This window comes from Peptoniphilus stercorisuis (genome assembly GCF_017874395.1).
GTDB lineage: Bacteria > Bacillota > Clostridia > Tissierellales > Peptoniphilaceae > Anaerosphaera > Anaerosphaera stercorisuis.
Map to the genome: position 1 here is coordinate 37726 of NZ_JAGGLJ010000004.1, position 25770 is coordinate 63495.

The following is a 25770-nucleotide window of genomic DNA, read 5'->3' on the forward strand; positions in this document are numbered from 1 at the left end:
TCATAAAAAAAGGGCCTATCTCAGGCCCTTATAAAATCAAAATCTATAAATCGCTACTACTCCAGTGTCTGAAGGCATTTTTTCCTTTGGAAGCATAATAACTTCTCCATTATTAGAAAAAACTATTTCTGCTAAATTATTTAAAATATCATTAGCTCCAACTTTTTCTTCTTCAACTTCTAAATCACCAGTTCCTAAATTAATAAATCCTGGTATAACCTTATCTGATTCAATTAAAATAGTTTCAACTTTTCCATTTACTGCTGCTTTTGAAATATCTTCTAATTTATCGCTTGAAAGTCCTGTTCCTAATGAATTATTATATCTATCTACGACTTCTTTTGTCTTTGCTAGATAATATTCTTCCATTATCTCCCAAGATTTTTTATTTAATTCTTTTACATCTAAAGCTTCATAATCAATTTTGACTCCCTTTTTAAGTAAGTTATCATTATGAGTTAATTTTCTAAATACACCTTGATTTTCATCAAGTGCAACTAATATAAGAGGAAATCCTGTTGGTTTTGTATAATTATTAATTACAAATCTATCTACATATTTAAAGAATTTTTCAGTATATTTTAATACTTCGTCTTTCTTTCCACCTTGTCCATAATATATTGCATTTCCAGTTGATCCTGCAAATGATCCAAAAGACAATGATCCATCTTCATAAGCATCTCCAAGTTCATCTAAAACACCTTCAATTGTAGTAGGTATGTTTTCATCAAATAAAACTTCTTCAAGACCATATCTATTTCCAATGTATAGATTATATTTTTTCATACTAATTCCTAAGACATAATAACTGTCTGCAGATTGAAAAACTCTAATTAGAGGTTTAATATGAAAAGAATCTGAAACAATTGCAACTTCTTTTAATGTTCTATTTAAGTTATATATAATACATTTGTTTTTATTTAAAAATATTGCTATTCCATCTTTTGTATTATTCCAAAATTCATAGTCTTTTTGTAAATCATATAGTGGTTTTAAAATTTTCTCCATTTCAGATCTTGAGATTTCTTCTGACAGAGCTTTTTCTACAATTGTTAAAAGTTGTTTAAATCTCACTGGATCTTGTTGGTTTTCAGGTAAATGCCTATGTGTTGGTTGATATATGGAAATACACGGACCTTCTCTTTCAAAAATAATATCATTCGGAAATTCTTTAACTATTTCATATTTCATTTAATCACATCCTTTTAGATAATTACATAAGCGTCTATTATAGACATACCTTAATTTCAAGCTTTCTAAACATTAAGGGCATTTATAATAGTTGAATATTCTTTATTACAAATTAGATTATTGTATTATAATGTACTCATTTATTCACCAATCTAATTTACATACAGATACCCTCACTTATTATTTTTAAAACTAGATGAATTTATACTTTTTTTATAAATCTACTTAGTTTTTTTATATTTTAGTGTATAATCATATTTAATAATAAAAAGGGGTGTTTTATGAAATACAAAAATATTATATTTGACCTAGACAATACACTGCTTGATTTTTCCTATGCTGAAGACATGGCTTTTAGAAATTTATTTAATATTTATAATATAAATTACAAAGAAGAATATTTAAATCTTTACAGATCTATTAATGAGCCTCTTTGGAGAAAGTTAGAAAAAGGAGAAATTTCAAAAGATTATGTTTTTAAAAATAGATTTTCACTATTTTTTAATGAAATTGGTATTACAGTTGATGGCGAAGAAACAGAAAGTTTATATAGACAAAATTTAACACTTTCAGAAAAAACTATTCCTCATGCAAAAGATGTATTAAATAGTTTAAAAAAAGAAGACTATAATTTATATATTGCTACAAATGGATTTTCAATAACTCAAAGAAAAAGGCTTGAAAAAACTAATCTAATGCCAATGTTTAATGATGTTTTTATTTCTGAAGAAGTGGGATTTGATAAGCCAAATGTGAAATTTTTTGATTTTTTATTTGAACATATTAAAGAAAAAGATAAATCTAAACTCTTAATGATTGGAGATAATGAAACATCAGATATTGATGGAGCTAATAACTTTCAAATAGACAGTGTTTTGTTTTCAGAAAAGAAAAATATAAATACTAATGCAACTTATTTAGTAAATGATTTAAGAGATATATTGACTATCGTGGAGGATTAATGATGAAAATTTTATTATCTTTATTTTTTTATCTTTTAGGAGGTATTGGCGTTAGTTTAACTCTTAAACCTGCTATTGGTGTAAGCCCTTTTAACTCCGTATGTCTTGCTTTTTCTCAGGCTTTTTATATTAAAGTAGGAACTATAACTTTTTTATTAAATATGATTTATTTATCATTATTCATATATTTTACAAAGGGAAAACTAAAGCGCAAATATCCAATTATGATGATTTCTGTGCTTTTTTATGGAGTCATCATAAATTTATTTACCTATAATGTCTTTGCAAATTTAATACCAAAAAGCTATATTTCTAAAGTTTTAATTTTTATCTTTGGAACTATTCTAACAAGTTTTTCTTGTTCTGTAGTATTATTCTTTAATATTATTCCATTTCCTGTTGAAAGTTTATGTGTTGCACTTTCTAATATTACATATAAATCAGTAGGAGTCTTTAGATATAGCCTTGATATTATTTCCATTAGTACTGCTCTACTACTTGCTTTTTTATTTAAAAATCCAATTACAGTTAGAGAGGGAACTATTATAAGTTTTATATTATTTCCTGGAATATTCTCATTTTTTTATAATTATTTTAACAAAAACTTTAAAGAAAAATTAAATTAATATGGAGGTTTTAATGAAAAAAATTATTACATCACTTTTATTTTACATCTTGGGCGGTATTGGAGTTAGTTTAACTATAAAACCTGCCATTGGCATTAGTCCCTTTGATTCGCTTTGTCTTTCTTTATCTCAAGCTACTAGTATCAAAGTTGGAACGATTAATTTCTTTGCAAATATTGCATTTTTAACTTTATTTATTATTTTATCTAAGGGAAAATATAAAAAGAAATATATACTTATGATCTTATCTATTTTATCCTTTGGATTTGTTATTAATTTATTTACTTATGGAGTTTTTAAAAATTTAATTATTGAAACTTATCCTATGAAAATATTAATATTTACACTTGGAATTTTAATATCAAGTATATCTGTATCAATTGTTCTTTATTTAGATGTGATTCCTTTTTCAATAGAGAGTTCTTGTATTGAACTTGCAAGAGTTACTAATAAATCTTTTACAATATTTAGATATGGTGTAGATATTACTTCTGTTTTAGTATCTCTTTTTATATCTTTTGCATTTAATATGCCTATTAATGTAAGAGAGGGAACTATTATTGCACTCATTATATTTCCAGGTGTTATATCTTTTTGTTTTTCATATTTAAATAAACATTTTAAGACATTAAAAAAGAGTGAAGATTAATCTTCACTCTTTTTATTTATTTAAATTTCTCTTAATTTTTTAAGAATCATTTTTTGTTCTACACTTGCTACAAGTCTTCTAGTATAGTCTACAGTATCTGGGTTTACACTCATTGATGTTACACCACATTCAACTAAGAACTCTGCAAGTTCAGGGTATTGACTTGGTCCTTGACCACAAATAGAACAAGTTTTTCCTTTTTTATTACATGCATCTATTAAGATTTTTAAAGCTCTTTTAACAGGTTCATTTCTCTCATCAAAATATCCCATATTATTTAGAATACCTGAGTCTCTATCTGCACCCATTACAAGTTGTGTTAAGTCATTTGATCCAATTGAGAATCCATCTACAAGCTCTGCAAATTCTTCTGCTTGGAATACTACTGATGGAACTTCTGCCATAATCCAAATTTTAAAGTTTTTAGATTGCTTTAATCCCTCTTCAGCCATAATTTCTTTTACAACTTTAAGTTCTTCAACTGTTCTTACAAAAGGAAGCATTGCTATAATATTTGTAAGACCATATTCTTCACGAGCTTTTTTCATAGCTCTACATTCTAGTCTAAATCCTTCTTCATATTCTGGAGAAATATATCTTGAAACTCCTCTCCAACCAATCATTGGATTAGATTCAATAGGTTCAACTTCTTCTCCACCCTTTAGACCTCTAAATTCATTTGTTCTAAAGTCACTCATTCTAACTACAAGGTTTCTTGGATATATTGCACTTGCAACTTTTGAAATTCCCTCAGCAAGTTTATCAATCATAAAGTCTCCTTGATTTGTTTTTACAAGATACATTGGATGAGCTCCAATCATATTTGTAAATATAAACTCAGTTCTCATAAGTCCTATTCCATCAAAGGGAAGATCCTTATATTTGTCAATAAGTTCTGGTTCACCAAGGTTCATATATATTTTTGTAGCAGTTATTGGAGCCATTAAAGATCTTATGCTATCATCTAAATTAACACTACCTGATTGTCTATTTTCTTTATTTTCTTCTTTTTTAGATTCATTTAGAACATTACCTTCATATACAACACCTCTTGTTGCATCTACAGTAACTTCCATTCCCGTATCTAGAACTTTAGTTGCATTAGTAGCACCAACTATACAAGGTATTTGAAGTTCTCTTGAAACAATTGCAGCATGGCAAGTTCTTCCACCTTCATCAGTTACTACACCTGCAGCTTTTCTCATAGCAGGAACCATATCTGGATTTGTCATTTCAGTTACAAGAATATCTCCTTCTTGAACTAAATTTATTTCCGTAATATCTTTAATTCTTCTTACTTTTCCTCTACCAATACCTGGTGATGCAGGAAGTCCCTTAGCAAGCATTTTTAATACTTCTTTTTTGTCTTCTTCAAGAGTTGTAATAGGTCTTGATTGTAAGAAATAAAATTCTTTAGTATCTTTATCAAATCCCCATTCTGTATCTTGAACACTTCCATAAAGTTCTTCAACTTTAAGTCCTCTTTCAATTAATGTTTGAAGTTCTCTATCATTTAGACATTCACCTTTTACAGCTTCTTCTCCAAGAACATCTTTAACATTTACTTGAACAGTTCCCACACCATCTTCTTTTTTTACTACCATATAATTTTTAGTTGCAATATTTTTTTCTATAACTTTTTTAGTATTTTTATCTATTATATATTCATCTGGAGTAACAATTCCTGATACTACTGCTTCACCAAGTCCCCAGCTAGCATTAATCATCATTTCATTTTTGCTATTATTAATAGGATTTGCTGTAAACATAACTCCTGATTTTTCAGAATTTACCATTTTTTGAATTACTACAGATAACGAAACATCAAAATGATCAAAATTTTGTTTTTCTCTATAATATATTGCACGTGAAGTCCAAAGTGATGCCCAACATGCTCTAACATGTTTAATTAATTCTTCTTCTCCTCTAATGTGAAGATAAGTATCTTGTTGACCTGCAAAAGAAGCATCTGGTAAATCTTCTGCAGTTGCTGAAGAACGAACTGCAACCTCTGGATCTTTAACTCCGATTTTTTCAGAAAATTCTCTATATGCACTTATTATTTCATCTTCAAGTTCAGAATAAATTTCACCTTGATTTATTTTATTTTGAATTGCTGTTCCAACTTCTTGAAGAGCATCAACATTATCAACATCAAGTGGTTCCATTAAAAATTTAACAACCTCATCAAGTTCTGCATAATCTATGAATTTATCATATCCTGATGCTGTAATACAGAATCCTGGAGGTACTGGAAGACCCATGCTTGTTAGTTCACCTAAATTCGCACCTTTTCCACCTACTACTGGAATATCATCTTTCCCAATTTCATCGAACCATTTTATATAAGAATAATTTGACATCGTCATCCCCCTTTAATATAAATCTATTATAGCACAATTATTATATATGTTACACTACTTTTTTAAAGATTTTTTAAGTTCTGCAATAGACATCGTAGAAATGGCTTTAGAATCAATGTTTAACTCATTTATTATTTTTTCTAATGCATCTCTATTTTCAACTTCTATTTCAATATATGGAAATGGATAAGTCTTTTCGTCCCAAGTATCTATATCAAAACGAGCCTTTTTATAGATATATGATACTCTACTTTTATATCCGGCATCATATATATCATAACCTAAACAATTTAATATGTTTAAAAGTTCTTCTTCACTATTAAATTCTATTGTATGTTCTAAATTTTCTCTTATACCTTTATTCGTAATTTGTTCCTTAAATGTAAAATAATAGTATTCTTCATCATTTATGAGATCTTTAGTATGTCTTATTCTAAGATATCCCTTGTTTTTATTATCTATTGGATGAAGTGTTGAATTTATTGTAATGTTTTTTTGATATTCCCTTGCAATTAATTCTGCACCTAAATCAATTAATTTTTCTTCAAATTCTTTTACATCTAAACCTAAAAGTTTTACTTCTAATTCTCTTTCCATAAATAACTATTTAACTCCTGTACTTTAAAATCTACAAAATCACTAGCTACACATTTATATTCCACAGAATCTATTAATCCCTCTACTATATATTTATGTCCATCTCCATGCAAATGCCCATATATACATAAATCAACATTATATTCTGTTAAAAGTTTCGAAAAATCATTTACAGTAAAATCTTGATTAAAGGGAGGATAATGTATCATTGCAATTTTGTACTTAGCATCCTTATTATCTTCTAAAGACATTTTTAGTCTATTAACTTCTCTTAAATATATTTTTTCATCATTTTCATTAAATCCATAAGCATCTCTAGGTATCCAGCCCCTTGTTCCTGATATTGAAATATCTCCATACCTATAAGAATTATTATTTATAAATTTAATACTATTAAAACCTAGAGAATTCATTTTATTTAAAGAACTCCACCAATAATCGTGATTTCCCTTAGATATTATTTTTATCCCTGGAAGCTTGTCTATTTTTTCTAAATCTACAATAGCTTCATCTAATCTAAGCCCCCAAGATATATCTCCAGGAAGCAAAACTATATCATCATCTTTTACTACACTTTCCCAATAAGAAATTATTTTTTCTTCATGTTCAAGCCAATTTTTACCAAAAATATCCATTGGCTTATCTCCTATTGGATCAAAGTGTAAATCTCCTAATCCAAAGATCATATACACCTCATATCTATAAAATTATAATTTATATTTAAATCATCTAATATATTCTTCTCTCTAAAAGTTGCACTAAATATTATAATTTGTTTTTCCTTAGACAAATCATTTAAATATTTCAAAGTGCTTTTAAGCCTTAAATCATCATATTGTAAGAAATGATCATCTAAAACTATTGGAGCATCTTTTATAAAAGTATTTAAAACAGACATCCTAAAAGCTAAATAAACTTGATCAATTGTTCCACTACTTAAACTTGATAACTCCACATAAGAATTTATATTATTATCTTTAACTTTTATGTTAAATTCATCATCAATAATTAGACTATTATATTTATCATTTGTTATTTTAGATATGATTTCATTCATATTACTTACTAAAGTAGGAAGAATATTATCTCTATTTTTAGATTGTAATTTCAATATTGAATTTAGTGCTTTATTTGTATTTTCTTTTTTAATTATTAATTTATCTAAATTTTTATTTTTATATATTAATAATTCTTTTAATTCCTCTAATAGTTTTATATCTTTTTCTAGAATATTTATTTTTTCTTCAATTTTTGCTTTTTCTAATTCTTTCTCATGTAATGTTTCCTTGTTTTTACTACTATCTAAATCTAAAACTTCAATATTGTGATTTAAACTTTCTAAATCTCTTTTCTTTAAAAGCATTTTAATATAATTATTATTTGACTTAATCTTTTCTTTTTTAGAATTTGAAATATTTTCTACAAAATATTCTTTTAACTCTTCTACATCTGATACATTATATTCTTCTAAAAGTTCTGATAATTTAAATCTTAAATCATCTCTTATTACTGTAATTTCATTTATTCTATCTTTTATTTCAGAACTTTCTTTTTTATTTAAATCAACTTTATAATTATTAAGAGTTTGAACTTTTGTCTCTTCTCTTAAATATTTTTCAAGTTCTAATTTATCTTCTACATTATATTTTAAAAATAAATCTTCTAAAACCAAATCCATCTTTTTCTTTTCACTTGTTTTTTCAAAAGACTTTTGCTTTAGACTATTCATTCTATTTTCAAGCCTTTCAATAAGTTCACGACTTACCTTATAAGTATTTATCTTAAGCAAAAAATATACTAAAGGTATAATCAATAAAAAATTCAAAAGATAAAACTTAAAATAAAAAGATAAAAAAACTATTACTACACAGCTTAAAATAGCAGTAGCCATTATAGAAATAACTTTATTTGATTTATTTTTACTTTCTTTTATATCTACTAATAAAAACTCCATTTCCTTAGAATAATTAATAGAATCAAGTATTCTTAGTTCTTCATTTATTTCATGGATTTTTTCATAATCCTCTTCTAAAATATATATATTTTCATAATAGTTTAAATTATTAATATTAATTAATTTATTATTCAATACTTTTATTTCTTCTTCTAAGTTATTAATTTCTTCTTCAGTTTTTATAATATTTTCATAGTCATCTTTATTTATATTATTTAAACCATCTTCTAATCTCTCATTTTCTTTTTTCTTTTTTATAACTTCATTATAAATTTTCTGCTCTTCATTTAATTTAAAATTTTCTTTATTTATATTTAAAATATCTATATCTTTATTTATTTTTGATAGTTCTTCTAAGGCATTACTATAATCTAAAAATACCCCTTCTAGAGAATATATTTTTTCATTAATTTCATCTATTTTATTTTGTTCAATTCCAATTTGGCTTTTTGTCCAAGTTTTCTTTCCAAGTTCTTTTAGAGAATTTTCAAGAATTGTAATCGCTTTTTGTGTATTTATATTTTCAGATTTATTTTTAGTTATATTTGAAACCTTACTTCTAAAGGAATCATAAGTACTTTCATCGACTCTTGTCTCTAATTGAGCTACAAAAAAAGTATTTAAAAATATATCTTTATTTATATTAAATAAATAAGCACCTGGTTGTTTTACTCTTGAATATTTATTTAATTCCCTTATATTTGATAGATCTTTTCCATTTGTAAGATTTATAAATTTTAAATCATCACTATTAAAATCTCTTTCTATTCTATAATCATCTCTATTTGAAAGCTCTAAATATCCTCTATAGTCTTCACCTATCCAAGGCTTGTATTTTTCTTTATCATTATCATATAGTCTTCTTTTTTTAGAATCTCTTGCAAAACCATATAATATTCCAGATAAAAATGAAAAAGTTGTGGATTTTCCACTTTCATTAGTTCCAAAGACTAAATTAATATTAGGCTTTAATTCTAAACTTTTATTATGAAATTTTCCAAAATGGACAAGTCCAATTTCTTTAATTTTCATTTTGAGCCTCCATAAGTGCCTCTATTGCAATATTTAGTGCTTCTCTATCTTCTGATAAATCCTCAATTACTTTTCCAATTATGTTTTCTTTATTTTCTAAATATAAATCTTCAATGCTATAACTTTTACTTAATTCATTTATTATTTCAGTATAAAAGTATTCACTATCTAATAAAATACTATTTTCTAAATATTTAGGATTTTCATATTCTCCTACTAATATAATTCTATTTAAATCCTTTTTATAAGATGACAATATATCTTTTATCTTATTATTTATCTCTAATATGCTTTCTTTTTTATTAATTTCAATATTGAAAACATTATATTTTCGAATTTGATTATTTGTAAATTTAACATCTAATTTATCTTTAAGATGAATTTCTAAAAATCCTCTTTCTCCAACTTCTTTAAAGTTTAACCCCTCAGGTGATCCAGGATAATAAGCATTTTCCTTTACTTTTTCTCTTAAGTGAATATGTCCTAAGGCAATATAATCAAAATTTTTAATTTTATCTAAATCTATTGGAAAATAATCCTTACCACTTACACTTCCATGTATTAATAAAATATTTTTATAATCATCTTTTATTTCAAAATCTAAATCTTTTGAAAAATCAATATCTCTATCCCAAGATATTCCATGAACTCTTAATTTTAATTCATCTATATCAAAATATTCCTTCGACTTAAATATATAGATATTTTTATTAAATCTAACTTTATTATATAAAGTATTTTTATCTATATAGTCGTGATTTCCTGCAATAATAAACACCTTTATATCTTCTAAAGTATTTATTATACTTGCAAATCTATTCATATCATCTAATGTAAAATATTCTCTTTCATATATATCTCCAGAAATTAATAAAAAATCCACATTTTTTTCTGATGCATATTTAACTATATTCTCAAAGTTTTTCCACAGTTCTTCACGTCGTATTTTTGCTATTTCTAGTGGCAATTCACCTTTATAAAAACGACCTAAATGAAGATCTGCTGTATGTATAAATTTCATAATATCACCTTGTCAATTATATCATAATAATTTACTTAAATAAAAAATAACCCGACTTACGATTGTAAATCGGGCCTTATATTATTTAATTAAACTTTGTACTTTTTTAAATGTTTCTGTTCCAGCTACTGAATTTAAATCAAACATAACTGATTCTGTATTAGTTATAACACATCCCATTTCATTTAATTGATGAAGTGCATTATTATAGTTAAATTCACTTCTTGATCCTACTGCATCAGATGGAATATAAACTTCAAATCCTGCATCTATTAAGTCTCTTGCTGTAAACATTACACATACATGTGCTTCAATTCCAAGTACTACTATTTGTTTTTTGCCTGTTCCTTTTATAGCTTTTACAAATTCTTCATCAAGCATTGCACTAAAAGCAGTTTTTGCAATTGTATTTACATTTTCTATTGGAGCTTTAACTTCTGCATTCATTTCTCCAAGTCCTTTTGGATATTGAAGTGTTGCTAAAGTTTCTACTCCCATAATTCCTGCTACTTCTGATAGCACTTTTGCATTTTTCATAAATTGCTCTTTATTAAACACACTATTTATTAATTTATCTTGAACATCAATAAATAAAAACACAGTATTATCTTTCTCTAAATGAAAATTCTTCATAATTTCCTCCTAAATTTCTTTGATTTCAATCTGATTCATAATTTGTTTTATCTCTGCCATAGTAATCATTCTGAATTTCATAAAATTTTCTGCAATAGCACTTGCTAGTCCAAATTTTAATAATGTTTCAAAATCATATTTTCTCTCAAATCCAATTCCTATTCCTGCAAGTAAAAGATTTATATTTATTTTTCTTATATAATCTTTAAAATCTTCATAATCGGCATAAAATCTAGAGTCTTTTGTTAAAATAAAAGTTCCCTTTGATGAATTTACAATTACAACTCCTATTCCTCTATCTAGAAATCTATTTGCTAATTTTATTATATCTTGTTTAGTTTCTAATTTTTCATTAAAATAATCTTTTAATTGTTCTTCATCAGTTATAAGCATATATGGCTTTGAATCTTTTAAATAATTTAAGTCTTTTAATGTTACTGCAACTTTTACTCCCTTAGAATAACACATTTTAATTAAAAGTTCATATGTTGAGCTACTTAAATTTTCTTGATCACTTTGTGATAGACAAACTAAATCAACATTATCAATTTCTTCATTAAATACAGAATATAATTTCTGTTCATTTTCTAAAGTTATCCTTGGCGTTTTCGTTCTAATAAAAGTTTTTCCAAAATTTGTTTTTAAAATAACCTCTTCTAAACTTTCATCTTTAATTAAAACTGGTTTATATGATGTATTTAGTTCATCAAGTTTTTCTCTAATAAACTCACCTTTTTCTCCACCAAAAAAACCAACTAATTTAGCATCTACTCCAAGGTGTTTCGAAAACACAAGACAATCTATACCATAACCTGAAATAAAAACTCGTGAATCTTTTCCCTTATTAATATAGTGTTTCTTCAAATCATCTAATTCATATTCCCTAGTTATTCTTGGATTAAAATCGCAATAAAGTATCATATTTCCTCCATTACTCAACACTATATAACTTTTCTAAAACATCCTTTTTAATTTTTTCTACTTTTTCATCAGCTATTTTTTCATCTTTATCATTTGCATAAATATAAAGTTTGATTTTAGGTTCTGTACCAGATGGTCTTACTGCAAACCATGATCCATCTTCTAAATGATATATTAAAACATTTGATGCTCCTATATCTTTATAACCATTTTTAAAATCAATGCTCTCAGTAACTTTTAAATCAGCAAATTCATTAAATTCACTTTCTCTAAAGTACTTCATCATTCTTAATATTCTATTACTTCCTTCTATACCTTCAAGAACAATACTCATTAAATGCTCTTTGTGGAATCCATATTTATTATATATTTCATATAGAACATCTACAAGGGATTTTCCTTGTTTTTTATAAAATGCTGCCATTTCAACAATCATCATTGAAGAAACAACACCATCTTTATCTCTTACATGATCTCCATATACATATCCAATACTCTCTTCATAGCCAAAGATAAAGTTTGCTTCTTTGTTATTGTCCCAAATATTTGGAAGAGAACAGATATTTTTAAATCCTGTTAGAGTTTGGTAACATTTAACATTTAAACTTTCAGCTATTACCTTACCTAAATCTCCTGTTACAATTGATTTTACAATTGCTCCATTTTCAGGAATTTGATTTTTGTCATTTAATCCATTTAAAATATAATATATTAATAAAGCTCCAATTTGATTTCCATTAAATACATAATATTTTCCTTTTTCTTCTCTTGCTAACATTGCAACTCTATCACAATCTGGATCTGTTGCAACTACAAGATCTGCATCTATTTTTTCTGCATATTTTTGTGCATATTCAAAGGCTTCTACAAACTCTGGATTTGGATATCCAACAGTTGCAAAAGTAGGATCTGGATTTTCCTGTTCAGCTACTACATTTATATTTGTAAATCCTCTTTCTTTTAATACATGTCTTACTGGAATATTTCCTGTTCCATTTAATGGTGTATATACTACATTTATATCTTTATCTATATCATCATTAATAGCTTTATTTAAAGTATCTTTATAATAACTTTTATCAAGTTTATCATCTAATATTTCAATAAGGCCTTTTTCAATAGCTTCGTTGTAGTCCATTTTTTTAACATCTTTAAAGTCAAGTTTTGAAATTTCATCTAATATTTCATCTGCAATATTATCAAGTATTTGAGATCCTTCTTCCCAATATACTTTATATCCATTATATTGTTTTGGATTATGACTTGCTGTTACTACTATACCTGATATTGTATTTAAATATCTAACAGCATAAGAAAGCATTGGTGTAGGTCTTATACCATCAAAAAGATAAGTTTTAATTCCATTTGCAGCAAAGACTCTTGCAGATATTTCTGTAAATTCTTTAGACATAAATCTTACATCATGAGCTATTACAATTCCCTTTTCAACAGCTTCTTTTCCATGATTAATAATAGTATTTGCAAATCCTTGTGATGTTTTTGCAATAACATACTCATTCATTCTATTAGTTCCTGCACCTACTATTCCACGAAGTCCTGCTGTACCAAATTCAAGATCTTTATAAAATCTGTCTTTTATTTCCTCTTCATCTTTAATATTTCTAAGTTCTTCTTTAGTTAAATCATCAATTATCGAACTATTTAACCATTCTTCATATCTTTTTTTATAATCCATAAAATTATTCTCCTTTTGTTAAATCTTCAAAACTTGCATCTATTAAATTAACAAGATCTACAGGATTTATTTTTATTTGCATTCCAATTTTGCCACCACTTATATATATATATTCCCTATCCTTAGCACTTTCATCGATAAATGTTCTAAATAGTTTTTTCATACCTATTGGAGAGCATCCTCCATGTATATAACCTGTTTTTTTAAGTAAGTCTTTTTGTGGCAACATTTCTATTTTCTTTTCAGAAGAAGCTTTTGCAGCTTTTTTAAGATCAAGTTCATTTGGTGCTGGTATTACAAAGACATAATTTTCGTCCTTAGATTGAGTTACAAGAGTCTTAAAAACAGTACTTGGATCTTCATTTAATGTATTAGCTACATCAACTCCCGAAATCCCATCATCTTTAGAATATTCTTTTGTCTCATATTTTATATTATCAGCATCTAATAATCTCATTGCATTTGTCTTTTTCAAAATAACATCTCCTTAATACATAAAAAAGTATAGAAACTCTTCTATACTTATTTTACAATACTTAATTAAATTTTTCATCTGTTTTTGTACTTTAAACCCTTTGCAACAAGTATAACAAGCAGTGTAATCACTCCAAAAAGAACTATACTTCCACCTGGTTTTAATCCTAAATAAAAAGATATTATAAGTCCAGATATAGTAAATACAGCTCCAAAAACTGAAGATAATATTGTTGTTTTTATATATCCAAATTCAAATTGCATTGCACAGGCAACTGGAATTACCATAAGAGATGATATTATTAAAACACCAACTGTTCTTGCTGATACTGAAATTGTTATTGCAATTAAAATCATAAATATAGTATTTATTCTATCTACATTTACACCACTAAGTTTTGCACTCATTTCATCAAAGGAAATATACATTAAATCTCTGAAAAAATATAAAAAAGTACATATTACCACTAGACAAACTCCAAGAATTAAATAAAATTCAAAGGGTGTAATTGCTATAATACTTCCAAATAAAAAAGATTCAAAATTGGCAGATTTTTTTACAAAACCTGAAAGTATTGAAGCAATTCCAATTCCTGCAGACATTATTATTGCAGTTGAAATCTCTTGATAACTTGGAAATCTCTTTCTAATAAATTCCAATAATAAACTTGCTATAATACAAGTTAATATAGCTCCAACTATTGGAGAAAATCCTGCTATAAGTCCAATCATAACACCTGATAAAGAAACATGTGAAAGTGCATCTCCAATGACAGATATTTTCTTATTAACTACAACAACTCCCATACATGGAATAATTATTGAAAGTACAAAACCAACTATTAATGCTTTTATCATATAGGAATATTGAAATATCTCCATTATTCAAACCTTTCTATCTTCTTATCACTTAATTTATAAAGTTTGTTAATATATTCTTGTACATCTAATAAATCATGAGTAATCATTAGAATAGTTATATTATGTTCTTTATTTAAATGATTTAACAACTTAAATAAACTTTTTCTCGTCTCTTCATCTATTCCATTTGTAGGCTCATCAAGTATTAAAAAATCAGGTGATGAAACTAAAGCTTTTGCTATTAAAATTCTTTGCCTTTGCCCACCTGATAATTTAGAATATAAAGACTCTATTTTATCTTCCATTCCAACTTGAGAAAGTGCCCCTAGTATTTTTTCCTCATGAGATTTTTTATATTTTCTAAAACCTCTTAGCTCGCTATTTAAAGATAAAGATACCATTTCTCTTACAGTTATTGGAAAGTCATAACTAGAGCCAATTCCAAGTTGAGGGACATATCCTACTTTTTCATAGGGCTTTTCTCCAAGATTAAATAAAACCTCTCCACTATTTGGACTTAATTGTCCTAAAATAAGTTTCATTAAAGTAGATTTCCCAGCACCATTTGGTCCTATTAAACATGCAAAATCTCCCTCTTCTATTATAAAAGATACATCTTCAAATACAGTTTCCTTTGTATATCCATATTTTAAGTTTTTTACATTTAATATATAATCCTTCATTATTTAAGTGCCTCATAAATTTTATTTAAATTAGAAGTCATAATTGAAATATAATCATCATCATTTTCAATTTCATCTTCAGTTAAACTCTCAAGAGGATTTAAAAACTCAGTTTTAATTCTAGCTTCATTTGCAATAGTATCTGCAATTTTTGGATCAACAATATCCTCTGTAAAAATCACCTTAATATTATTTTCACGTACAATCCCTACAATTTTCGCCATTGTTTTAGCATCAGGTTCTGACTCAGCATTTACACCTTCTATGCCAATTTGCTCTAAATTATAAGACTTAGTTAAATATCCATAAGCCATATGTGAAACAACTATTTTATTATCTTTTATATTACTTAGTTTTTCACTAAAATCTTCATTAAGTTTTTCTAATTTCTCCCTATACTCATTAAAATTATCAGTATAAAACTTCTCATTTTTAGAATCAGCTTTTATAAAAGCATCTTTAATATTTTCTGCTTCTATAATTGCATTTTTCGGATCTAACCAAACATGAGGATCTATTTCATCATCACTTTCATGTAAAATCTCAACTCCCTCACTTGCAATAACACTTACTAAATCCTTATTATTTAAAGACTTAAGTACTTTATCACTCCAAGACTCAAGACCTGCTCCATTGTAAATAAATACATCTGCATTTTCTAAAGCTTTAATATCTTTATTGTCAGGCTCAAAATCATGAGGTTCTTGACCATTTGGAACTATAAGATTTAAATCAATTTTATCTTTTCCAATATTTTTAGCAAAATCATATAGTGGATAAATTGATGCATAAACTTTTATTTTTTCATCTTCCTTGGTGTTTTCTATTTTTTTATTTGATATATCACCCTTATTATTATTTTTAGTATTATTGCATCCTGTAAATACTAATATAAGTATTAATAATAACGGAATTAACTTATTTATTTTTTTCATAAATACCTCCTTTAAATGGTAATCATTTCCATTTCACTATAAATATTTTATCAAAAGTATAAGAAATGTAAAGAATTTTATTTGCCAAAAAAACTTTTGCAGTTTATTATTTTTTACTTTTCATATATAATCTACCCAAGAGGTGTTTAAATGAAAGAGATACTAAAAGATAATAATTTGAAAGTTACAAAGGGACGTTTAGAAGTATTACGTCTTTTAGATAAAAGTAGCACTCCTCTTTCTGTAGAAGAAATTTATAAAAATATATCTCGTGAATCTTGTAGAAGTTTGACAACAGCTTATAGAATTGTAAATCAATTAGAAGATGCCCATATAATAAGAAAGGCTCTTTCTCAAAATAGTATTTCCTATTATGAACTTTCTATAAATTCACATAAACACTACATAGTATGTTCTATATGTGGCAAGATAACTCCAATAGATCATTGCCCTATTGAACCTTTAGAAAATTTAGTAGAAAAAGAAACAGGATATAAAATAACAGGTCATATTATAGAATTATCTGGAGTATGCCCTGATTGCAGCAAAAAAGAAGAGGTGTGACAATGAACTTTGGAACTAAACTTAAAATGTTAAGGAATATATCTGGAGTAACACAAAGAGAACTTGCCCTTGCTATTGATGTTGAAAGAGCAACTATTGCAGGATATGAAACTCGTGATTCAGAACCAAATTATGAAAAATTAATTAGAATTTCAAAATTTTTTAATGTAAGTGTTGATTATTTATTGGGAAATGATGAAATTATTAAATCTACATCATATAAACTTCCAATTTTAAAAAATACAAACGAAACTTTTCAACAAACATTAGAATATGTTGTAGTAGATGAAGCTTTAAAAAAAGATAAAGATTTACTTGCAATTAAAATTACTGATGATGCACTTTCTCCAAAATTCAATAAAAATTCAACAGTTATCTTAGAAAATACAAATGATATATCTGATGGAGATCTTGTACTTTGTCTATTAAATGAAGAAGAAACTTGCCTAAGATATATAATAAATGATAAGAAATTAATACTATATGCAGAAAACAGCAATTATAAACCTATAATTATTGAAAAAGAAAATATTAAAATTTTAGGACGAGCTTTAGAAATTAGAGTTAGTCTATAAAAGGGATGCCTAGGCATCCCTTTTTATTATCTAAATAATAAATATGCAATTGGTGATGTAATAAGTATTGAAAGTGCAACTCTTTCAAACCAAATAATTAAATAATCTTTCATTTTTAAGGGTATATTTGTAGACATCATACATGGTATAGATGCACTAAAAAATAAAATTTCTGATACACATGTCACTCCAACTACAAATTTCGTAACCATTGATGCTCCTGCAACAGGCACTACTGGTAAAAACATCTCTGCAATACTCATTGATAAAGCCTTAGCTGCTAAAAGAGGTTCAGGAAGTCTTGCTATTAATGTAAATGGATAAAATATATATCCAACAATATCAAATACTTTTGTGTATTTTGCTACAATTAATCCTAAAGATCCTACTGCCATTAAAGATGGCGCCATATTTATTGCAAGTTTAAATCCATCTATTAAATTCCTCTTAGTGTTTTCTAATATTCCAGGAGCTTCTGTACTTGTTTTTTCTGCAAATTCCAATGCTGTTTTAAATTTATTTTCCTTAACATCTTCTTCTATATCTCCAGTAACTCCCTTATAGTAACTTTCTTTCTTTTTAGAAAGAGGATATATTCTTGCAGTAATTGCTGTAACTAAAAATGTAACAAATACTGTAACCCAAAAATAAATACTCCAATGTGTATCCATAAATCCTAGAGTCTTTGCAACAATTATCATAAATGTAGCAGACACTGTAGAAAATCCCGTCGCTATAATACAAGCTTCTTTTGCATTATATTTTCCCTCTTCATAAACTCTATTTGTTATTAATAAAGCTATTGAATAAGATCCTACAAAAGATGCCACTGCGTCTATTGCCGATCTTCCTGGAGTTTTAAAAATAGGTTTCATAATCGGTCTCATAAAAACCCCTACAAATTCCATTAATCCATAAGAAATAATAAAAGCTAAAAACACTGATCCAACTGGCACTATTGTCGTTACAGGAACTACTACCTTACTATAAATAAATGGAATCATATCATCTTCTAACAAACCCTTTGGTCCAATATTAAAAACAGCCATCACTATAAAAAATAATGCTGATATATTTATAAAAGAAAAAATCATATTGATCTTTGTCTTTTTCCATTTTCCATTTATAAAGGGTAAAAATACACCTATAAATACAAGACCTAGACCATAAACTTCTTTATAATATGGAATTTCTTGAATAAATGTCACTAAATGATCCAATGGTATAGAGCTTTTATCTCCAATTTTTATCGGAACAAAAAACATAAAAATACCAAACAAACTATAAACTATAAATCTAATTAATGCCCTATTATTTTTCTTCATATTTTCATCTCCAAAATTAATAAAAATAATATACAATACCTTATTAATATAGTATCATAGAAAAGTATTTTTTGTTTAAATTTATTACAAATAAAAAAAGGATGCCTAAGCATCCTCTTATTAATCATTGTGTTTATTCAATATTTCCATAAATTCTTCTCCAGTAATAGTTTCTTTTTGTAGAAGATAGTCTGCAATTTCATGTAATGCATCCATATTTTCTTTTAGAATATTAATAGCTTTTTCATGAGCTTCTTCTATTACCTTTTGAACTTCTTTATCTATTAAATATTGTGTTTCAGGTGAAACCATTAAAGTTGAATCTCCACCTAAATATTGATTTGTAACAGCTTCCATTGCAACAAACCCAAATTCATCACTCATACCAAATCTTGTAATCATTGCCTTAGCAAGTTTTGTAGCTTGTTCAATATCATTTGAAGCACCTGATGTTTTAACACCAAATATTAACTCTTCAGCTGATCTTCCACCTGTTAAAGTTACAATTTTATTGAATAATTCTTCCTTACTCATTAAAACTTTTTCTTCTTCATCTACTTGCATAGTATATCCAAGTGCACCTGATGTTCTAGGTATTATAGTAATTTTATGAACTGGAGCTGATTGAGTTTGACGTGCTGCAACAAGAGCATGACCAACTTCATGATAGGCAATAGTTCTTCTTTCATTTGGAGAAATAACTGCATTCTTTCTTTCATATCCTGCAATTACAACTTCAACACTTTCCTCAATATCTCTTTGAGTCATTTCATGTCTGCCTTCACGTACAGCTCTTAAAGCTGCTTCATTTATCATATTTGCAAGATCTGCACCACTTGCTCCAGCTGTTGCACGAGCTATTGCATTATAGTCTATATCTTCATCTTTAACTATTTTTTTAGCATGAACTTTTAATATAGCTTCTCTTCCTGCAAGATCTGGAAGTTCAACAGGAACACGTCTATCAAAACGACCTGGTCTTAATAGAGCAGGGTCCAAACTTTCTGGTCTATTTGTAGCTGCAAGAATTACAACTCCATCATTACCTTCAAAACCATCCATCTCAGATAATAATTGATTTAGAGTTTGCTCTCTTTCATCATTTCCAGAAAATCCTGCACCATCACGTTTTTTACCAATTGTATCAATTTCATCTATAAATACGATACAAGGAGCTTTTTCATGTGCTTGTTTAAATAAATCTCTTACTTTTGCTGCACCAAGACCTACAAACATCTCAACAAATTCAGATCCTGAAATTGAAAAGAATGGAACATCTGCTTCTCCTGCTACTGCTTGAGCAAGTAAAGTTTTACCAGTTCCTGGAGGTCCAACTAAAAGTGCACCCTTTGGAAGTTTTGCACCAATATCAGAATATTTTTTTGGATTGTGAAGAAAATCAACTATTTCTGTTAAAGCTTCTTTTGCTTCATCTTGACCTGCTACATTTTCAAATGTAATTCCATCAGTGCTTTTAACATATATCTTAGCATTGGATTTCCCAAAACTCATTGGTCCAACGCCACCTTCATCTCCAAATCTCTTAACCATCATTTTAGAAATAAAATACCAAACAACTACAAGTATTAAAATTGTAGTTCCCATGGAAATTAATGTTGCTAAAACTGGATTTGGTTCAGTAGGATAAATTCTTTCAAATTTTACTCCCTCATTGTGAAGTCTTTCAACTAAAGTTGGATCCTCTAATTTTGAAGTTTCATATTTTTGTTTTTTACCATCTTTTTCAATTTCAAAAGCAACTTTTTTATCTAGTATTTCAGCCTTTGTTACAACACCTTTATCTACATAACTTAAAAATGTTCCATAGTCTGTAGTCTTAATATCAGGAGCTTTTTGTAACCTTGGATTTATTATAAAGGGAACTGCAAATATAAGTATAATCGCAATTACATAATAAACAAGAAGCGGCCATGATTTAAACTTGTTGTTGTTGTCTTTTTTGTTCTTCTTATTGTCATTTTTTTTATCAAACAATATATCACTTCCCTTTTTCAAAATATATACTACATTTAAGATCAAATATAGTAAAACATAGTATAAGAATACCCAATATATTATTACATAATCTCATGAGTAGACTCGTTCAATTATATAACACCTTTTTTAACTAAGCAAACTTTCACATTTCTTAAATATTAAATTCTATTTAAAAACTATTTAAATCTGCTCCTTATTATTATATATATCCTAAAATAATTAAAAAAAAGAGCAAATCTGCTCTTTTCTAACTAATAATCCTCTTTTCTTTAAATAAAACATAAAATAGCACTAATATTGAAGAAATTCCAATAAAAATTAAAAGCGGAAAATTTCTATTAAAACCATTTTCTGATACTTGATTTATAAAAATACCAATATATATCCAAGCTACTGCCAAAATATATATTCCATCTCTATTAGTTTTAAAAAAGTATATAGAAATTATTATTCCAAGTATTAATAATATAGAACTTATTATTATTGCAAATACATTAAAAGGTTTTAGACCTAAATCTACAAATAAAGCTAATACATTTATAATAGATGATACTGTAATTACACCAAAATATAAATTAAAAGGAATTTTAATAAAAATATTTTGCCTTTCATCTAATGTAAAATCATTTATAATAAAAGAGATTTTATAAAGAGTAAATAACATTAATATCATAATTAATACAGATGCAAAAATTTTATTATAATAATTAAATATATTCCAAAATATATTTAAAATCATATTAGATGCAAAAATTAAATTTATATTATTAAATATCCTTCTTTCTTCTCTTGTGTTTTCATTTTCAATAATATCTATTGAATACAATATATATAGTAATAATCCAAGATATACAATTGGAATAATCACATTAGTAATATTTGTCGGTATTAATAAATTTGAATAGCTTTTTATAATATTATTTTCAACTATATCAGCTTTTTTCATTAGATTTATTAGTAGATTTACAATTATCATAATTACATAAATAACTAAACTTAAGTATTTCATATTATTCCTCCCTTACTTATAATATTTAGTATTTATATTTACCCAAAACTTTAATATCAATTAAATTTTTATTTATTTTTTTAGGGTAGATATAAATGAAGGGAGATTTATTTATGATTGATGAAAAAATTTTTATAAATTTAGAAAAAATAGCAAAAGAACTAGTTGCTCCAGAAAAATTAAACAAATATGTCTCCATTGGAGATGTATCTTGTGCTCTTATTACAGATAAGGGAAATATTTATACAGGAATTAATATTGATACATCTTGTTCTCTTGGGTTTTGCGCAGAACATAGTGCAATCTCAGAAATGCTCAAAAATAGAGAGTATAATATAAAAGCCATTGTAGCTATTAATGAAAATTATAATCCTATTCCTCCTTGTGGCAGATGTAGAGAATTAATAAGTCAGATTTCAGAAAAAAATACAAAGACTTATATTAAAGTTTCAAAGGATAAAATTTTACAATTAAAAGATCTTCTTCCACTTGATTGGAAGGATGTAAAAAAAGAGCCTATTATTTAGGCTCTTTTACTTTAATTCTCTTCTATTTTCCAAAGCAGTTGATATTGTTACCTCATCATAATATTCAAGATCTCCACCAACTGGAAGTCCATATCCTATTCTTGTAGTCTTAACTCCTAGTGGCGATATTAATTTTGAAAGATATAATGCTGTTGTATCTCCTTCAACTGTTGGGTTTGTTGCTATTATTATTTCTTTTATATCATCAGATTCAAGTCGTCTTAATAGTTCTCTGATTTTAAGTTCTGCAGGTCCTATGCCCTTTGTTGGAGCAATCACTCCATGAAGCACATGATATAGACCATTAAAACAATTTGCTCTTTCCATTGCTTCTACATCTTTTGGATATTCTACTACACAAATTATAGAATTATCTCTTTTGTCATCTGTACATATTGCACAGGGATCTAAATCTGTAAAATTAGAACAAATAGAGCATTCCTTAACATTTTTCTTAGCATCAATTATTGAATTTGACAAAAGATTTACTTTATCCTCTTCCATATCTAATATAAAATAAGCAAGTCTTTGAGCAGTTTTATTTCCTATACCTGGCAACTTATTTAACTGATTAATTAAATTTTCAATTGGTCTTGCTGTACTTTTCATAATTAAAGTCCAGGAATATTTAATCCGCCTGTAAGTTTAGACATTTCAGAACCCATTTTATCTTCAGCTGTTCTTAAAGCTTCATTTACAGCTGCAACTATTAAGTCCTCTAACATTTCAACATCATCAGGATCTACAACTTCTTTGTCTATTTTTATTTCAACAACTTCTTTACTTCCATTTACCTTTGCAATTACTGCTCCACCACCAGCAGAAGCTTCAACAACTTCCTCTTTTAGTTTTGTTTGAACATCTTCCATTTGCTTTTGTAGTTTTTGCATTTGCTTCATCATATTATTCATATTTCCACCGCCTGGAAATCCTGGAAATCCTTTTGCCATTTTTATTCCTCCTAAATTCTATCTATATTTTCTTTACCAAAATAACTTTCTACTTTTGATATTGCTTTTTTCTTATCTAAAGTATCTGCTATTTCAATTCGTACATCGATTTTTTCATTGTATTTTTTACTAAAGAACTCTCTTAAAAATTCAATATTATCTTCTGTACTTATAGCTTTATAATGAAACATAAATTTTTCATCATATACAACTATAAGAGTATTTTGATTAAAATCAGAAAGAGTTGCTTCTCTAAGTAATGCTGATACATTTAACCTTTTTAAATCTTTTATTTCAATAAGTATATCTTCCCAATGAGATTTAATCAAATCAAGTGTAACTTTACCATTTTTAATTATATCAGAACTTTCTTTTTTTTGTGAAGCTTCTTCTAATTCTCTTTTTACTCTATTTTCTGCTATTATTTTTTGATTTTCTGTTTGAATTGGTTCTTTTTTTATTACTTCTTTTTCTCTATATTTTAAATCATCTTTTGAAATATTTGTTTTTTTAATATTTCCACTTTGAATCATATTCTCAAGTTGTTCTACTCTATCTTTAAGAGACAACTCATCTTTTGTATTACTTATTTTTATTAAACTCATTTCAAATATTACTCTCTTATCTGGAGCATATTTTACACTTACAAGAGTTTCATTTAATATTTTTAAAATTTCTATTATTCTATTAATCTCTATTTCTTCACATTGCTCTTTATACTTATCTATATTAGAAGTATATAATAATTCTAAAGGATTTTTAACAGTTTTAGTAATCATTAGATTTCTAAAATGAAGTATTAAATCACTTATTAGATTTGAAATATCCTTTCCACTTTTGTAAATCTCCTCAAGAGTTATCAATGCATTATCTATATCATAATTTATTAAATGAGAAGATAGTGTAAATAATATTTCATCAGTTGATATTCCCAAAATATCTGTAGCTAATTTATAATCAATATTATCTTCTCCATAAGACAAACATTGATCTAAAAGAGATAAAGCATCTCTCATTGCTCCATCTGAATTATTAGCAATTAACTTATAAACCTCTTCATCACAGGTTTTATTTTCAAGCTCAGTTATTTTTTTAAGATTTTCTACTATTATATCAGGTGAAATTCTCTTAAAATTAAATCTTTGAGTTCTAGATAAAATAGTTTGTGGAATTTTTTCTGGTTCTGTTGTTGCAAGTATAAATATTAAATGTCTAGGTGGTTCTTCTAATATTTTTAAAAGTGCATTAAATGCTCCCTTAGAAAGCATATGAACTTCATCTATTATATAAACTTTATATTTACTTGTTGATGGTGGATATATTACTTTTTCCTTTAATTCTCTTATATCATCAACACCATTATTTGATGCAGCATCCATTTCAACTACATCCATAATTCTATCTTCTAGAATCCCCTTACAGCTTGGGCATTCATTACATGGATTTCCATCTACTTCATTTGGGCAATTTATCCCACGAGCAAATATTTTTGCAGCAGATGTCTTTCCAGTTCCCCTTGTTCCTGAAAAAAGATAGGCATGAGAAGTTTCCCCACTTGCTATTTGGTGTTTTAGTGCAGATGTAATATGATCTTGTCCAACAAGTTCATCAAAAGTTTTAGATCTATATTTTCTATATAGTGCTTGATACATTTACTTCAACTCCTCTATTTATTATAACAAAATTAAAGAAAATAAGAATAGATTTTCAAATACTAATAATATTAAATAAGTAATATAGAACTAATGTTTTCTTTAATTCCCTTACATTTAACATTTAATACACATAATTTTCACAGATGAGCTATATAGTATAAACATACTAATTATTAATGGGAGGTATATTATTAATGAAAAATCTTAAAAAAGTTCTTAGTGTTGCAACTGTTGGTGTTATGATGTTTGGACTAGTTGCTTGTGGAAATAAAGAAGCTGCTAACAATGCTCCAGCTAACAATAACACAGCTGTAGAAGAAGCTGCTAACAATGCTGAAGAAGCTGCTAACAACGCAGAAGAAGCTGCTAACAACGCTAAAGAAGAAGAAGCAAACGCTAAAGAAGAAGAAGCTAATGCTAAAGAAGAAGAAGCTAACGCTGCTGAAGAAGAAGCTGCTAACGCTGAAGAAGAAGCAAAATAATTTAGCTTAAAATTTAATTTTAATAGAAATTTAGGGGAGCTCGTGCTCTCCTTTTTTCATATTATTATTAATAATATTGTAATTTTT

26 protein-coding genes are annotated in these 25770 nt (G+C 26.7%); 7 read left to right on the forward strand and 19 right to left on the reverse strand.

The window, feature by feature from the left end; all coding sequences use genetic code 11:
• Positions 1–36 precede the first annotated feature (36 nt).
• On the reverse strand, positions 37–1191 hold the full coding sequence (locus J2Z71_RS02665; protein WP_210060313.1) for a baeRF3 domain-containing protein: 1155 nt from the start codon (positions 1189–1191) through the stop codon (positions 37–39).
• Between the two features lie 281 nt (positions 1192–1472).
• On the opposite strand from J2Z71_RS02665, the gene J2Z71_RS02670 reads away from it, so the two are divergent.
• Genes J2Z71_RS02670 through J2Z71_RS02680 form a run of 3 tightly spaced genes read left to right on the forward strand, consistent with a single transcriptional unit; the run spans position 1473 to position 3428 of the window.
• Positions 1473–2153: a YjjG family noncanonical pyrimidine nucleotidase gene (locus tag J2Z71_RS02670; RefSeq protein WP_210060314.1), complete on the forward strand. Its 681-nt coding sequence runs from the start codon at positions 1473–1475 to the stop codon at positions 2151–2153.
• On the forward strand, positions 2153–2779 hold the full coding sequence (locus tag J2Z71_RS02675) for a DUF6198 family protein (RefSeq protein ID WP_210060315.1): 627 nt from the start codon (positions 2153–2155) through the stop codon (positions 2777–2779). Before J2Z71_RS02670 ends, J2Z71_RS02675 begins: the two co-directional genes overlap by 1 nt.
• 13 nt (positions 2780–2792) lie before the next feature.
• Positions 2793–3428 carry a DUF6198 family protein gene (locus J2Z71_RS02680; protein WP_210060316.1) on the forward strand — a complete coding sequence of 212 codons (636 nt, stop codon included), beginning with the start codon at positions 2793–2795 and terminating at the stop codon, positions 3426–3428.
• A gap of 20 nt (positions 3429–3448) precedes the next feature.
• Here the strand turns inward: J2Z71_RS02680 and ppsA are convergent, their stop codons facing one another.
• The 12 genes from ppsA to J2Z71_RS02740 form a co-directional block, all read right to left on the reverse strand.
• A complete protein-coding gene (ppsA, locus tag J2Z71_RS02685; RefSeq protein WP_210060317.1) occupies positions 3449–5791 on the reverse strand; it encodes a phosphoenolpyruvate synthase in 2343 nt (780 codons plus the stop codon).
• Positions 5792–5845: 54 nt separating this feature from the next.
• Entirely contained in the window at positions 5846–6388 is a 543-nt protein-coding gene (locus tag J2Z71_RS02690; RefSeq protein WP_210060318.1) for a class IV adenylate cyclase, read from the reverse strand.
• Complete coding sequence (locus J2Z71_RS02695) at positions 6373–7074, reverse strand: metallophosphoesterase (protein WP_210060319.1); 702 nt, start codon at positions 7072–7074, stop codon at positions 6373–6375. The genes J2Z71_RS02690 and J2Z71_RS02695 overlap by 16 nt, the downstream gene beginning before the upstream one ends.
• Complete coding sequence (locus J2Z71_RS02700; protein WP_210060320.1) at positions 7071–9374, reverse strand: ATP-binding protein; 2304 nt, start codon at positions 9372–9374, stop codon at positions 7071–7073. The genes J2Z71_RS02695 and J2Z71_RS02700 overlap by 4 nt, the downstream gene beginning before the upstream one ends.
• Positions 9364–10395 (reverse strand): metallophosphoesterase family protein, encoded by a 1032-nt coding sequence (locus J2Z71_RS02705; RefSeq protein WP_210060321.1) that lies wholly within the window; start codon positions 10393–10395, stop codon positions 9364–9366. Before J2Z71_RS02705 ends, J2Z71_RS02700 begins: the two co-directional genes overlap by 11 nt.
• Before the next feature lie 81 nt (positions 10396–10476).
• Positions 10477–11028: an isochorismatase family protein gene (locus J2Z71_RS02710; protein ID WP_210060322.1), complete on the reverse strand. Its 552-nt coding sequence runs from the start codon at positions 11026–11028 to the stop codon at positions 10477–10479.
• Between the two features lie 9 nt (positions 11029–11037).
• Entirely contained in the window at positions 11038–11949 is a 912-nt protein-coding gene (locus J2Z71_RS02715; protein ID WP_210060323.1) for a PfkB family carbohydrate kinase, read from the reverse strand.
• A gap of 10 nt (positions 11950–11959) precedes the next feature.
• Positions 11960–13645: a phospho-sugar mutase gene (locus J2Z71_RS02720; protein WP_210060324.1), complete on the reverse strand. Its 1686-nt coding sequence runs from the start codon at positions 13643–13645 to the stop codon at positions 11960–11962.
• Between the two features lie 4 nt (positions 13646–13649).
• Complete coding sequence (ybaK, locus tag J2Z71_RS02725; protein WP_210060325.1) at positions 13650–14120, reverse strand: Cys-tRNA(Pro) deacylase; 471 nt, start codon at positions 14118–14120, stop codon at positions 13650–13652.
• Positions 14121–14194: 74 nt separating this feature from the next.
• The gene (locus J2Z71_RS02730) at positions 14195–15001 is read right to left on the reverse strand and encodes a metal ABC transporter permease (RefSeq protein ID WP_210060326.1); all 807 of its coding nucleotides are present in this window, start codon (positions 14999–15001) and stop codon (positions 14195–14197) included.
• Positions 15001–15663, reverse strand: coding sequence for a metal ABC transporter ATP-binding protein (locus tag J2Z71_RS02735; RefSeq protein WP_210060327.1), 663 nt, complete (start codon positions 15661–15663; stop codon positions 15001–15003). The genes J2Z71_RS02730 and J2Z71_RS02735 overlap by 1 nt, the downstream gene beginning before the upstream one ends.
• Positions 15663–16598, reverse strand: a complete 936-nt coding sequence (locus J2Z71_RS02740) for a metal ABC transporter solute-binding protein, Zn/Mn family (protein ID WP_210060328.1) — start codon at positions 16596–16598, stop codon at positions 15663–15665. The genes J2Z71_RS02735 and J2Z71_RS02740 overlap by 1 nt, the downstream gene beginning before the upstream one ends.
• A 150-nt stretch (positions 16599–16748) precedes the next feature.
• Between J2Z71_RS02740 and J2Z71_RS02745 the strand changes: the two genes are divergently transcribed.
• Positions 16749–17162: a Fur family transcriptional regulator gene (locus J2Z71_RS02745; protein ID WP_210060329.1), complete on the forward strand. Its 414-nt coding sequence runs from the start codon at positions 16749–16751 to the stop codon at positions 17160–17162.
• A 2-nt stretch (positions 17163–17164) separates the two neighbouring features.
• Complete coding sequence (locus tag J2Z71_RS02750; protein ID WP_210060330.1) at positions 17165–17737, forward strand: helix-turn-helix domain-containing protein; 573 nt, start codon at positions 17165–17167, stop codon at positions 17735–17737.
• 26 nt (positions 17738–17763) lie between these two features.
• Here the strand turns inward: J2Z71_RS02750 and J2Z71_RS02755 are convergent, their stop codons facing one another.
• The 3 genes from J2Z71_RS02755 to J2Z71_RS02765 all read right to left on the reverse strand — a co-directional run bounded on the left by J2Z71_RS02755 (position 17764) and on the right by J2Z71_RS02765 (position 22069).
• Positions 17764–19062, reverse strand: coding sequence for a YjiH family protein (locus J2Z71_RS02755; RefSeq protein WP_210060331.1), 1299 nt, complete (start codon positions 19060–19062; stop codon positions 17764–17766).
• Between the two features lie 120 nt (positions 19063–19182).
• Complete coding sequence (gene ftsH / locus J2Z71_RS02760; protein WP_245311154.1) at positions 19183–21057, reverse strand: ATP-dependent zinc metalloprotease FtsH; 1875 nt, start codon at positions 21055–21057, stop codon at positions 19183–19185.
• Between the two features lie 250 nt (positions 21058–21307).
• Positions 21308–22069: a hypothetical protein gene (locus tag J2Z71_RS02765; protein ID WP_210060332.1), complete on the reverse strand. Its 762-nt coding sequence runs from the start codon at positions 22067–22069 to the stop codon at positions 21308–21310.
• A 113-nt stretch (positions 22070–22182) separates the two neighbouring features.
• Between J2Z71_RS02765 and J2Z71_RS02770 the strand changes: the two genes are divergently transcribed.
• The gene (locus J2Z71_RS02770; protein WP_210060333.1) at positions 22183–22596 is read left to right on the forward strand and encodes a cytidine deaminase family protein; all 414 of its coding nucleotides are present in this window, start codon (positions 22183–22185) and stop codon (positions 22594–22596) included.
• A 6-nt stretch (positions 22597–22602) separates the two neighbouring features.
• Here J2Z71_RS02770 and recR read toward each other — a convergent pair whose 3' ends face one another.
• From recR to dnaX, 3 genes are read right to left on the reverse strand one after another with little or no spacing between them, the layout of a single operon-like run.
• Positions 22603–23205, reverse strand: coding sequence for a recombination mediator RecR (gene recR, locus J2Z71_RS02775; RefSeq protein WP_210060334.1), 603 nt, complete (start codon positions 23203–23205; stop codon positions 22603–22605).
• 2 nt (positions 23206–23207) lie between these two features.
• Positions 23208–23546 (reverse strand): YbaB/EbfC family nucleoid-associated protein, encoded by a 339-nt coding sequence (locus J2Z71_RS02780; RefSeq protein ID WP_210060335.1) that lies wholly within the window; start codon positions 23544–23546, stop codon positions 23208–23210.
• Between the two features lie 11 nt (positions 23547–23557).
• Positions 23558–25198 (reverse strand): DNA polymerase III subunit gamma/tau, encoded by a 1641-nt coding sequence (dnaX, locus tag J2Z71_RS02785; RefSeq protein WP_210060336.1) that lies wholly within the window; start codon positions 25196–25198, stop codon positions 23558–23560.
• A gap of 197 nt (positions 25199–25395) precedes the next feature.
• Here dnaX and J2Z71_RS02790 point away from each other — a divergent pair, with 197 nt between their 5' ends.
• A complete protein-coding gene (locus J2Z71_RS02790) occupies positions 25396–25683 on the forward strand; it encodes a hypothetical protein (protein ID WP_210060337.1) in 288 nt (95 codons plus the stop codon).
• Positions 25684–25770 lie beyond the last annotated feature (87 nt).